The sequence below is a fragment of the Streptomyces sp. NPDC001980 genome (assembly GCF_040296885.1).
Taxonomy (GTDB): Bacteria; Actinomycetota; Actinomycetes; order Streptomycetales; family Streptomycetaceae; genus Streptomyces.
In genome coordinates this window covers 47,705-59,259 of sequence record NZ_JBEOYD010000008.1, presented here as the reverse complement: position 1 = coordinate 59,259, position 11,555 = coordinate 47,705, and the positions used below count along the sequence as shown (strand labels likewise).

Genomic DNA, 11,555 nt, shown 5'->3' with positions numbered 1-11,555 from the left:
GGACGTTCAAGGACATTGCCGTGAAGAACCACACCGTGACCGACAGCCCCTATGGCCCCCTCACCCTGGTGGCCGAGGACGGCACCCTCTGCGGCCTCTACATGGAGGACCAGCGCCATCGCCCGCCCGAGGAGACCTTCGGCGACCGCGACGACGACCTCTTCGCCGAGACCGAGGAACAGCTGACCGCCTACTTCGCGGGCGAGCTGAAGGAGTTCACCGTCGAACTGCGCCTGAACGGCACCCCTTTCCAGCGCAGCGTCTGGGAACAGCTGTGCCGGATCCCCTACGGCGAGACCCGCTCGTACGGCGAACTCGCCGACGCCCTCGGCAACCCCCAGGCCTCTCGCGCGGTCGGCCTCGCCAACGGGAAGAACCCGGTCGGCATCATCGTCCCCTGCCACCGGGTGATCGGCGCCAACGGCAGCCTCACCGGCTACGGCGGCGGCCTGCCGCGCAAGCAGCGCCTGCTGGACTTCGAGCGGGGAGCGGGCCTCTTCTGAGCGGGTCCGGCGAAGTCCGCTGCGCCGCAGTCGACAGACGGCACATCGCGGCACTTCCAGCGGAGCGCTCAGCCGGCCTGCAGCGCGGCGAGCAGCTTCGGCAGGGCCGTGCCGATCGGCTCCCGGACGATGTCGTCGGCCCGGTCGTCGTACGGCGTCGGCTCCGCGTTGACGATGACCAGCCGGGCGCCGTGGTCGGCGGCCACGCCCGCGAGGCCGGCGGCCGGCTGGACCTGGAGGCTGCTCCCGACGGCGATGAACACCGTGCACGCCTTGCTGATGGCTAGCGCCTCGCCGAGGACGACGGGGTCGAGCCCCTCCCCGAACATCACGGTCGCCGATTTCAGGATCCCGCCGCACTCCAGGCACGGCGGATCCGCCTCGCCGGCCGCGACCCGGGCAAGGGCGTCCGCCATCGGCCCCCGCGTCTGACACTTCGTGCACACGACACTCCGCGCGCTGCCGTGCAGTTCGAGCACCTTGCGGGCGGGCATACCACCGAGCTGGTGGAGTCCGTCGACGTTCTGCGTGATGACCCTGACCGGCACGCCGGACCGTTCCAGCTCGGCCACCGCCCGGTGCGCCGCGTTCGGCTCGGCCTTCAGCGTCCGGTTCTTCCGCCGCATCTGCCAGGACCGGCGCCGGATCTCCGGGTCGCCCATGTAGTACTCGTACGTCACGAGCTTCTCGGCCTCGGGATCCTTTCGCCACAGCCCGTTGGGCCCGCGATAGTCGGGGATCCCGGAGTCGGTGGAGATGCCCGCGCCACTCAGGATGGCGACGAGAGGCTTGTTCATGCGCCGAGAGTAGGACGCCTGCGCGGCCGGAGGCGAACGGATAACCGGGTGCGGCGGGCGAGGCTCACTGGTGCGGTGGGGTGAGGATGCCGCGGGAGAGGGCGAGAGTGACGGCCGCGGTGCGGTCGTTGACGCCCAGCTTGGCGAAGGTGCGCAGCAGGTGTGTCTTCACCGTGGCCTCACCGATGTACAACTGCCGGCCGATCTCGCCGTTGGACAGTCCGCGTGCGACGAGGCCGAGCACCTGGACCTCGCGGGGCGTCAGCTGGTTGCCGGCAGGTGCCTGCATGCGGGTCACCAGCCGTGCGGCCACCGGCGGGGCGAGAACGGTCTCGCCGCGGGCCGCGGCCCGGATCGCGTCGGTCAGGGTACCGATCGGGGTGTCCTTGAGCAGGTATCCGGTCGCGCCGGCCTCGATCGCGGGCAGGATGTCGGCGTCACCTTCGTAGGTGGTCAGCACGAGGACACGGACGCCGGGGTGTTCCTGGCGGATACGCGCCGTCGCGGTGGCGCCGTCGGTGCCCGGCATCCGCAGGTCCATCAGGACGACGTCCGGACATGCCGTCGCGGCGAGGACGATGGCCTCCGCGCCGGAAGCCGCCTCCCCGACCACACGCAGGTCGTCGTAGGCCTCCAGCATGCCGCGCAGGCCGAAGCGCACGACGGGATGGTCGTCGACGATCAGGACGCGAATGGTCATCGGCCCGGCCCGGCGGGCTCTGCGGCCGGGGTGGCGCTGTGGCCGGGTACCGGGCGCGGGCTGCGCGCCGCCTGCTCGGGCGGGGCCGACGGCAGCTCGACGCGGACGGTGGTGCCCTGGCCGGGAGCCGATCGCACCGTGGAGGTGCCGCCGAGGCCGGCGGCCCGGGTACGGATGCCGAGCAGGCCGTAGCCGGCACGGACGGCGGCCGGATCGAAACCCTGACCGTCATCGGTCACGGCAAGCGTCGTGAGGCCCTTCTCGTGGCACAGCTCGATGCGCACGCTCGTGGCGTCGGCGTGCTTGCCCACATTGGCCAGAGCCTCCTGCGCGGTGCGCAGGAGCGCGACGTCGGTGCCGGTGGGCGCACCGGGGCGGTCGCCGACGACCGACACCTCGACCCGTGTGGACGTGTCGCGGGTGTGCCGGGCGGCCAGGCGGTCCAGCGCATCCGCGAGACTGCGGCCGGTCAGGTCGACCGGGGCCAGCGCGGCGATCAGCGAGCGCGCCTCCGCGAGGTTCTCGCGGGCGGTGTTCTCCAGGATGTCGAGCTGTCCGTCGGCGGCCGCCGGATTGCGCAGCAGGGTGGTCCGTGCGGCCTGGGCGAGCATGAGGACGCTGGTGAAGCCCTGTGCCAGGGTGTCGTGGATCTCGGCGGCGAGGCGCTCGCGTTCGGCGTGGACGCCTGCCTCGTGGCTCGCGCGTTCCAGCGCCGCCCGGGTCCGGGTGAGTTCCTCGATCAGCGCGGCCCGCTTGCGGTTCTGCTCCCGGATGCCGGTCAGATAGACGCCCGCGAGGATCGTCACGGTCAGGGGCACCAGAACGGTCGCGCCGATCATGGCCAGGGAGTAACGGCTGACGCCGATCCGCGCGAACATGGCCCAGGCGTGTTCGGCGTAGAGGATCAGCAGCAGTGGCAGACGGACCCGCCACCTCGTGACCATCACGAACAGCTGCGGGCAGAGCGCGAACATCAGCGCGGCACCGATCGGGGCGATGGCCAGCAGCAGGGGGAACGCGACCGCCAGGAGGGCGAAGTACGCCACGCCCCAGCGCTCGTCGCCGTTCCCCACCGCCTGCGGGGCGACCAGGGCGTACCAGGCGACGATGACGGCGAGCGTACCGAGAGCGAGCAGGCGCTGGCCGAGCGCCATGGTGACGTCGGCCGCTATGGCGACGGCGACGAACACCGCCACCACGCCGACGAGGAAATGCCATCCGACCCGGTAGCGGTGCCCGAAGTCGACGCCGCTGCGCGCTGCCACGTTGCGATCACCTCAGTCCGCCCGGCTCCGGCAGTCAGTCTACGGACCCGCCGAGTCCAGGATGCCCGGCCCGGCGCCGGGGCACGTCCACGCTCCGGAGGGGTCCCGCGTACGCCGATCGGTTGACATGCGGGTCCGTCCAAGCGTGGTCGCCGCGGCGGCCACGGATCCAGCACGCTCGTCATCACGATCCCTGGTTGTGCACCCGGAGGTGTCCCATGAAGAAGAAGTGGCTCTACCCCGTCCTCGGCGTAGTACTGATCCTCGTAGGCGCGGGCTGGACGTTGCAGGGCCTGAACGTCATGAAGGACTCGGCGATGAGCGGCGTGACGCTGTGGGCGGTCCTCGGCCCGGTCGTGGCCCTCGTCGGAGTGGTCCTGCTCGGCGCCGGCATCGCCCGCGGACGCCGGCTCGGCCGATAGGAGTCATGAGGTGACCGGCATCGACACGGAGTCCCCGCAGCCGGACCGGCCGGCACCGGAGAGACCGCCGAAGCAGTGGTACGGCGAGTTCGCCGGCGTCGCGGCCACCGCGCTGGCCCTGGGCGTCGGCGAGCTGGTGGCGGCCGCGACGGGCGGGCCCTCCGCGCCGCTGGTGGCGGTGGGCGGGGTCGCCGTGGACGCGGCGCCCACTCCGGTCAAGGAGTTCGCGGTCTCGGTTTTTTACACGTACGACAAGCTGGCGCTCCAGGCCGGAATCGTGCTGGTGCTGGCGGTCTTCGCCGCATTCGTCGGTGTCCTGGCCATGCGCCGGCTCTGGTACGGGCTGGCCGGTGTCGCCCTGTTCGGGGCGGTCGGCGTTCTCGCCGCGGTCACCCGTGCCAGTGCCACGTGGGCCTACCCCCTGCCGTCGGTGGCCGGTGCCCTGGCCGCCACCGGCCTTCTGGTCCTGCTCCGCCGTACGCTGCCGCCCGCGGTCGAGGTCCCGGCGCGCGACGAGGAGAACGCCGCGAACGCCACGGGCCCGGGCCCGGACACGCCGGAGCGGGGAGCGAACACCCCTGTGCGGGACATGCCTGTGCGGGACACGCCTTCGCCGGCCGCCGGCGACTCGGCGTTGGCCGGCGTCGGACAACCGGGGGACCGGCGGCGGTTTCTCGCGCTGGTGGTCGGTGCGATCGGCGCGGCCGCGCTGGCCGTGCCGGGCGGACGACGGCTCTGGGCCCAGCGGGTGGCCGCGGCCCGGGACGCGGTGGTGCTGCCGGCCCCGGCGAGTCCGGCGCCGCCCCTGCCCGCCAGGGTCTCCACCGGCGTCTCCGGGGTGCAGTCGTTCGTGACCAGGAACACGGACTTCTACCGCATCGACACCGCCTTGACGGTGCCGCAGATGGAGCCGAAGGACTGGCGGCTGAGGATTCATGGCCGGGTGAAACGGCCGCTGACGTTGACGTACGACCAACTGCTGGCGATGCCGATGGTGGAGCGCTACATCACGCTGACCTGCGTGTCCAACGAGGTCGGAGGCGAACTGCTGGGCAACGCGCGGTGGTTGGGGGTACCGGTCCGGGATCTGCTGGCCGAGGTCGAACCGGACGCCGGGGCGGACCAGGTGGTCAGCCGTTCCGTGGACGGATACACGGCCGGGACGCCGACGGCGGTGCTGCGTGACGGCCGGGACGCGTTGCTGGCGGTCGGGATGAACGGGGAGCCGTTGCCGGTCGAGCACGGGTTCCCGGTCCGGATGGTGGTGCCGGGCCTGTTCGGCTACGTGTCGGCGACGAAGTGGCTGACGGAACTGGAGCTGAGCAGTTTCTCGGACTTCAGCGCCTACTGGGTACGGCGGGGCTATGCGGAGCAGGCTCCCGTGAAGACGCAGTCGCGGATCGACACCCCGGCCGGGGGCGGGCGGCCGGCACCGGGCAGGGTGATGGTCGCCGGAGTGGCGTGGGCGCAGCACCGTGGGGTGTCCGCGGTGGAGGTCCGCGTGGACGACGGCCCCTGGCAGCGGGCACGGCTCGCGGCGGTGCCGTCGGTGGACACCTGGCGGCAGTGGAGCTGGCCCTGGCAGGCGACGCCCGGCAGGCACCGGCTGCAGGTGCGCGCCACGGACGGCACCGGCCGGGTCCAGTCGGGGCAGGCGCACAAGCCGCTGCCCGACGGGGCCACCGGCTGGCACACGATCGAGGTCACGGTCGCCTGAGCCGGTTCGCCGGGCACGGCCACCCCGGAGGGACGGGCATGCCCGCCCGCTCAGCCCACCTGGTCGCCGTTCTCCAGCTCGGCGGGGCCCGCGCCCTCCGCCAGAACGTCCAGCGCGACCAGGACACGCCGTCCCAGGGCGCCCGGGAGGTGGGCGGCGATCTCCTCGCGGGGCACCAGCCGCCAGGACAGCAGCTCCTCCTCCTGGAGCCGGATCGCCTTGAGGTCGGCGTCGGTGACGACACCTCCGTCGTACAGGTAGGCGACGATCGGCGGGCGGCCGGTGCCGTGCACCCAGTCCACCGTCAGCAACCGGCCCATCTCGCGGTCCAGGCCGATCTCCTCCAGGGTCTCGCGGCGGGCGCCCTGGCGCGGGGTCTCACCGTCGTCGGACTCGACGGTCCCGCCCGGCAGCGCCCAGCCCTCCCGGTAGTTGGGCTCGACGAGCAGTACCCGTCCCTCGGTGTCCCGGAAGAGCGCGGCGGCCCCGGCGAGGATCCGGGGGAGGCTCGCGATGTACGCGGCGTAGGCGTCAGTCGTGGTCACTCGGGAAGGGTAGCCACTGCGGAGTACGCGCCGGTCCGGGCGGGGCATGACGGCGAGGGTGTCCTCCGGTTAAGGTCACAGCGGCGCGACTGGCCTTGACGTGCGCGAGGCCCGGAGAGCAAGGGGATACAGGTGACACAGCGCGTGCTCATCGCCGCGGACAAGTTCAAGGGCTCGCTGACGGCCGTGCAGGTCGCCGAGCGGGTGACGGCGGGGCTCAGGCGGGTCGTGCCCGGCGTCGACGTCGAGGCGCTGCCCGTCGCGGACGGCGGGGACGGCACGGTGGCCGCGGCGGTCGCGGCCGGATTCGATCGCCACGAACGGGAGGTCGCCGGGCCGCTGGGGCAGGAGGTCACCGCCGCGTTCGCACTGCGCGGCGACACCGCGGTCGTGGAGATGGCCGAGGCGAGCGGTCTGCAGCGGCTGCCCCGCGGCGTCTTCGCGCCCCTGACGGCCTCCACGTACGGCTCCGGAGAGCTGCTGCGGGCCGCGCTGGACGCGGGTGCGCGCACGATCGTCTTCGGGGTCGGGGGGAGCGCCACGACCGACGGGGGCGCCGGGATGCTGTCGGCGCTCGGGGCACGGTTCCTCGACGAGGACGGCGAACCGGTACCGCCGGGCGGCGGCGGCCTCGCCGATTTGGCCCGTGCGGACCTGTCAGGCCTTGACCCGCGCCTGTCCGCCGTCGACCTGATCCTCGCCAGCGACGTCGACAACCCGCTCACCGGGCCGAAGGGCGCGCCGGCCGTCTACGGCCCGCAGAAGGGCGCCTCGCCGGACGACGTGGAGCTCCTGGACGCCGCGCTGGGCACCTTCGCGAAGGTCCTGGAGACCGAGGTCGGTCCGCGCGCCGCCGAGTACGCGGCGGCACCGGGTGCGGGGGCCGCCGGGGGCATCGGGTACGGCGCGCTGCTGCTCGGCGCGCGCTTCCGGCCCGGCATCGAGGTCATGCTCGACGTCCTGGGCTTCGCGCCCGCGCTGGAACGGGCCACGTTGGTGATCACGGGGGAGGGCTCGCTGGACGAGCAGACCCTGCACGGGAAGGCGCCGGCCGGGGTCGCGGCCGCGGCGCGCGCCGCCGACAAGGAGGTCGTCGCGGTCTGCGGCCGCCTCGCCCTGCCGCCGGAGGCGCTCGGGCGGGCCGGGATCCGCCGCGCCTACCCGCTCACCGAGGTCGAACCGGACCTGGTGAAGTGCATCGCGGACGCCGGTCCGATCCTGGAGCGGGTGGCGGAGCAGATCGGGCGGGACTTTCTCTGCTGAGGGCGGCCTAGACCGGCGTCAGGGCGCCCGTTGAGTCACGGTAGTAGCTGCCGCTCGTGAGGCCCCACACCTTGTGCTTGTTGTGGAGCCACTGGAACGCGATGTCGTGCACGATCTCGGCGGGGCGCTCCCAGAGTATGGAGTGTCCCGCACCCTCCAGCTGGAACATCAGCTTCTCGGGCCCTCCGATGGCCTTGTAGAGGGCCGGCACGGAGAAGCGCAGGGGCGGGGGAACCGGGACGTTCGGCTGGGTGTTGGCCGTCTTGTCCCGTTCTCCGTAGACGATGGCGACCGGAACCCGGTCACCGAGGACGTAGTTGCCCAACGCGTCCTGGTAGGGCACCGTCTCCTTGGTCCAGCCCCAGGAGTAGAGGTTCCGGAACCGGTGGATGCCCTCGTACGCGCCGGATGGCAACTTCTGGCCCCATTTGCTGCCGACGGGGTCGTTCGCCATCATGGCGGCCCATACCGTGTCCTCCATGCCAGGCTCCCGTTGGGGTGGGTCGCCCTGCTCGCGGGTCCATGCGTCCACGAAGCCCTGCTTGTCGCTGACGAACATCGGGAAGCCGTACAGGGTGGGCGGGTCGGAGACCGGCAGCTGGGTGTTCGGCGGGATCGCGAAGGGGTCCGCGGGGTCGCCCGACCACCGCCCCGCAGGCGGGAAGACGGGGGCGAGCAGGAACAGGCTCTTGACCATCTCGGGGTGCTGGAGGGTGTACGGCCCCATGGACGGCGCCGCGGCGGACCAGCCGATGAAGTCCATCGGCTTGTTCCTGCCGGGCAGCGACCTGATGAACTCGACCACGGTGGCCAGCTCGGCACATTCGCTGTCGGTGTTGCTCAGCTGGTGCGGGTACAACGGCGGCCCGGTGTACGGGGGCGACAGCGGATTGGGCGACAGGACGCTGCGCTGTGCCGGGCTGGCGTTGCGGGGCTCGTCCATCTTCGGGCGTGGCGACCGCCCGTTGCCCTGCAGGTCCATCATGAAGACGTCGTAGTGGTGCTTGGCCAGGTCCTGTGCCCAGTTGTAGTCGATGGCGGACCCGGGGACCGTCAGGTCGTACCCGGCGAGGACCGGCACGCTCCTGCCGTGGAGCATCAGCACCACCTCGTGAGGCTGGTTGCCCTGGGTGCCGTCGTACTCCCGGACGAAGAGGTTGACGGTGTCGCCCTCGTTCGCCGGAATCTTCGAGACGTGCGGGACCGAGTAGTCCTTGGGGGTGGGCGTGGGCATGGCTGTCCTCCGATCCGTAAGAGGTGGGTAATCCCCATCCCCGAATGGGGACAAATCCCCGTAAAGTTCAATCCAATTCCACCGTCCTCTCCTGCTCTGTGCTCTGCAACTCGGCGCCGACCAGGGGTGGTTGACCGGTCAAAGGCCAACCCCGTATGCCCTTGAAGCCGAAACGGGTGTGGCCCGGGCCGCAAGGCCCGGGCCACACCCGTTTCACGTCGTCACGAGGGTCAGGACTGCGCCGCCCGCGCCTCGCGCCTGTTGTCGCGGAAGTTGTTCACCCGGCGGGCCGTGGCGAACAGCGGGATCACCGCGCCCATCACCAGCTGCAGCGCGCAGCCGGTCTGGAGGAGCAGCTGGCCGGCGGGGGCGTCGAAGGCCCAGGCCGCCAGGAGGCCCATCGAGAGGACGATCCAGGAGAGCATCGCCCCGGCGAGGCGCCCGCGCGGCTTCGGGTACTCGACCCGGCTCACCATCAGCCACGCCGTGCCGAGGATCGCGAGGAGCGTCGCGAAGAAGGGCAGCTCCAGGAGCACGATCGAGACGACCGTCAGCGCACCGAACGGCGACGGCATGCCCTGGAACATGCCGTTCGGCGGTGTCACGCAGCTGAAGCGTGCCAGCCGCAGCACCACCGCCAGCAGGACCACCACCGCTCCGACCGCGGCCACCTTCTGGTACGCGTCGTCGGCCACCATGCCGTAGACGAGCACGAAGTACGCCGGCGCGAGGCCGAAGCTGATCAGGTCGGAGAGGTTGTCCAGCTCGGCGCCCATGGGGGAGGAGCGCAGCTTGCGTGCGACGAGGCCGTCGAACAGGTCGAAGACCGCCGCGCAGAGCATGAGGATGACCGCGGTCGCGGCGCTGTGGCGCGCCATGCCGGCCGACTGGTCGTCCCCGGTGAGGTGCGGGATCAGGATGCCGGTGGTGGTGAAGTACACCGCCATGAAGCCGCACGTGGCGTTGCCGAGCGTGAGGGTGTCCGCTATCGAGAGGCGGAGAGAGAGCGGCATCTCCTCCTCGTCGTCGCCGATCTCGTCGGCCTCGGGCACCCAGCCCGCCTGGGTCTCAGGATCAATCACGGTCAATGCGAGTCACCCCAGCCACGGTCTTCTGGCCGACCTCGACCGCGACGTCCACGCCCTCCGGCAGGTAGATGTCGACACGCGAGCCGAAGCGGATCAGACCGATGCGGTCGCCCTGCTCGACCTTCGTGCCCTGCGGGACGTAGGGCACGATACGGCGGGCCACCGCGCCGGCGATCTGGATCATCTCGATGTCGCCGAGTTCGGTGTCGAAATGCCAGACTACGCGCTCGTTGTTCTCGCTCTCCTTGTTGAAGGCGGGAACGAAGCCACCGGGGATGTGCTCCACCGACGTCACCTCGCCCGCGAGGGGCGCGCGGTTGACGTGGACGTTGAGCGGGCTCATGAAGATCGCGACCCGGGTGCGTCCGTCCTTCCACGGCATGATGCTCTGCACCACACCGTCGGCGGGGGAGATGACACGGCCCTGGGCGATCTCACGCTCGGGGTCGCGGAAGAACCACAGCATGCCCGCCGCGAGCGCGGTGGCGGGCAGGGCGACGGCCTTCGCGGCGCCGGAGCGACGGGCGCGGAGGAGGCTGACGGCTGCGGTGGCGACGGTCGGGAGAAGCCACGGCGATGCTCCGCGCGCGAGGCGTACGCCGGCCAGGCTGTCTCGATGTGCAGAGGTTTGGCTGTGGGGCATGGATGACCTTCGTAGCGGATGATGCCGCGCGGGAAATGGGGACGGCGGCTTTCCGGGATCGTACCGGTCGGGGGCCACAACTGGGCAAGCCAGGAAGCCGAGTCGGCGGCCGAAGACCGTTGACGGGGTGTGATCTTCTTCTCGAAGAAAACACCCCGTACCGGGACAATCAGCCTTGGAATCGATACTCTTCGAGCAACCTTCGCCCGATGATCATTTTCTGGATCTCGGCGGTACCTTCGCCGATCAGCAACATCGGCGCCTCACGGTAGAGACGTTCGATCTCGTACTCCTTGGAGAAGCCGTAGCCGCCGTGGATCCGGAAGGCGTCCTCCACGACCTCCTTGCAGTACTCGGCGGCGAGGTACTTCGCCATCCCGGCCTCAAGGTCGTTTCGTTCCCCGGAGTCCTTTTTGCGTGCGGCGTTGACCATCATGGCATGCGCGGCCTCGACCTTGGTGGCCATCTCCGCCAGCTTGAACTGGATGGCCTGGTGCTGGGCGATCGCCTTGCCGAAAGTGTGACGCTGTTGGGCGTACCGGACGCCCAGTTCGAACGCACGCTGCGCGACACCGCAGCCACGGGCCGCCACGTTGACGCGGCCGACCTCGACCCCGTCCATCATTTGGTAAAAACCTCGGCCGGTGACCCCGCCGAGCACCCGATCGGCCGGAACCCGCAGCCCGTCCATGATCAGCTCGGTGGTGTCGACGCCCTTGTAGCCCATCTTGTCGATCTTGCCCGGGATGGTGAGGCCGGGGCGGACCTCGCCGAAGCCGGGCTCCTTCTCCACCAGGAAGGTCGTCATCGACTTGTGGGGGGCCGTGCCCTCGGGGTGGCCTTCGTCACTCCGCACGAGGACGGCCACCAGGGACGACGTACCGCCGTTGGTCAGCCACATCTTCTGGCCGTTCAGGACGTACTCGTCGCCGTCCTTCACCGCCTTCGAGGTGATCGCCGAGACGTCCGAGCCCAGGCCCGGCTCCGACATCGAGAAGGCGCCCCGGACGTCGCCGGCCGCCATGCGCGGCAGGAAGTGGTCCTTCTGCTCCTGGGTGCCGTGCTGCTTGAGCATGTACGCCACGATGAAGTGCGTGTTGATGATCCCGGAGACGGACATCCAGCCGCGGGCGATCTCCTCGACGCACAGCGCGTACGTCAGGAGGGACTCGCCCAGGCCGCCGTACTCCTCGGGGATCATCAGGCCGAAGAGGCCGAGCTCCTTGAGGCCGTCGACGATCGCTTGCGGGTACTCGTCGCGGTGCTCCAGCTCGGTGGCGACCGGGATGATCTCCTTGTCCACGAAGTCGCGGACGGTGGAGAGGATCTCCTGCTGGACGTCGGTCAGACCGGCGGTCTGGGCGAGACGGGCCATCGC

Annotated in this window: 12 protein-coding genes; 4 read left to right on the top strand and 8 right to left on the bottom strand. The window is 71.0% G+C overall.

The window, feature by feature from the left end; all coding sequences use genetic code 11:
• Nucleotides 1–20 precede the first annotated feature (20 nt).
• Complete coding sequence (locus tag ABT137_RS14335) at nucleotides 21–503, top strand: methylated-DNA--[protein]-cysteine S-methyltransferase (RefSeq protein ID WP_351707659.1); 483 nt, start codon at nucleotides 21–23, stop codon at nucleotides 501–503.
• A gap of 68 nt (nucleotides 504–571) precedes the next feature.
• On the opposite strand, the gene ABT137_RS14330 is transcribed toward ABT137_RS14335, so the two are convergent.
• The 3 genes from ABT137_RS14330 to ABT137_RS14320 all read right to left on the bottom strand — a co-directional run bounded on the left by ABT137_RS14330 (nucleotide 572) and on the right by ABT137_RS14320 (nucleotide 3,265).
• Nucleotides 572–1,300: an SIR2 family NAD-dependent protein deacylase gene (locus ABT137_RS14330; RefSeq protein ID WP_351707656.1), complete on the bottom strand. Its 729-nt coding sequence runs from the start codon at nucleotides 1,298–1,300 to the stop codon at nucleotides 572–574.
• A gap of 64 nt (nucleotides 1,301–1,364) precedes the next feature.
• The gene (locus tag ABT137_RS14325; protein WP_351707653.1) at nucleotides 1,365–2,000 is read right to left on the bottom strand and encodes a response regulator; all 636 of its coding nucleotides are present in this window, start codon (nucleotides 1,998–2,000) and stop codon (nucleotides 1,365–1,367) included.
• Nucleotides 1,997–3,265 carry a sensor histidine kinase gene (locus ABT137_RS14320; protein ID WP_351707650.1) on the bottom strand — a complete coding sequence of 423 codons (1,269 nt, stop codon included), beginning with the start codon at nucleotides 3,263–3,265 and terminating at the stop codon, nucleotides 1,997–1,999. Before ABT137_RS14320 ends, ABT137_RS14325 begins: the two co-directional genes overlap by 4 nt.
• Before the next feature lie 218 nt (nucleotides 3,266–3,483).
• On the opposite strand from ABT137_RS14320, the gene ABT137_RS14315 reads away from it, so the two are divergent.
• Nucleotides 3,484–3,687, top strand: a complete 204-nt coding sequence (locus ABT137_RS14315; protein ID WP_351707647.1) for a hypothetical protein — start codon at nucleotides 3,484–3,486, stop codon at nucleotides 3,685–3,687.
• 10 nt (nucleotides 3,688–3,697) lie between these two features.
• The gene (locus tag ABT137_RS14310) at nucleotides 3,698–5,404 is read left to right on the top strand and encodes a molybdopterin-dependent oxidoreductase (protein WP_351707644.1); all 1,707 of its coding nucleotides are present in this window, start codon (nucleotides 3,698–3,700) and stop codon (nucleotides 5,402–5,404) included.
• 50 nt (nucleotides 5,405–5,454) lie between these two features.
• Here ABT137_RS14310 and ABT137_RS14305 read toward each other — a convergent pair whose 3' ends face one another.
• Nucleotides 5,455–5,949, bottom strand: a complete 495-nt coding sequence (locus ABT137_RS14305; RefSeq protein WP_351707641.1) for an NUDIX domain-containing protein — start codon at nucleotides 5,947–5,949, stop codon at nucleotides 5,455–5,457.
• Between the two features lie 144 nt (nucleotides 5,950–6,093).
• Between ABT137_RS14305 and ABT137_RS14300 the strand changes: the two genes are divergently transcribed.
• Complete coding sequence (locus tag ABT137_RS14300) at nucleotides 6,094–7,212, top strand: glycerate kinase (RefSeq protein ID WP_351708376.1); 1,119 nt, start codon at nucleotides 6,094–6,096, stop codon at nucleotides 7,210–7,212.
• A gap of 7 nt (nucleotides 7,213–7,219) precedes the next feature.
• Here the strand turns inward: ABT137_RS14300 and ABT137_RS14295 are convergent, their stop codons facing one another.
• From ABT137_RS14295 to ABT137_RS14280, 4 genes are all read right to left on the bottom strand, one after another.
• Complete coding sequence (locus tag ABT137_RS14295; protein WP_351707638.1) at nucleotides 7,220–8,446, bottom strand: alpha/beta fold hydrolase; 1,227 nt, start codon at nucleotides 8,444–8,446, stop codon at nucleotides 7,220–7,222.
• 230 nt (nucleotides 8,447–8,676) lie between these two features.
• Complete coding sequence (gene pssA, locus ABT137_RS14290) at nucleotides 8,677–9,498, bottom strand: CDP-diacylglycerol--serine O-phosphatidyltransferase (protein ID WP_351708374.1); 822 nt, start codon at nucleotides 9,496–9,498, stop codon at nucleotides 8,677–8,679.
• Nucleotides 9,499–9,520: 22 nt separating this feature from the next.
• Nucleotides 9,521–10,177: a phosphatidylserine decarboxylase gene (locus ABT137_RS14285; RefSeq protein WP_093498140.1), complete on the bottom strand. Its 657-nt coding sequence runs from the start codon at nucleotides 10,175–10,177 to the stop codon at nucleotides 9,521–9,523.
• Nucleotides 10,178–10,346: 169 nt separating this feature from the next.
• Complete coding sequence (locus ABT137_RS14280) at nucleotides 10,347–11,552, bottom strand: acyl-CoA dehydrogenase family protein (protein WP_351707635.1); 1,206 nt, start codon at nucleotides 11,550–11,552, stop codon at nucleotides 10,347–10,349.
• Nucleotides 11,553–11,555 lie beyond the last annotated feature (3 nt).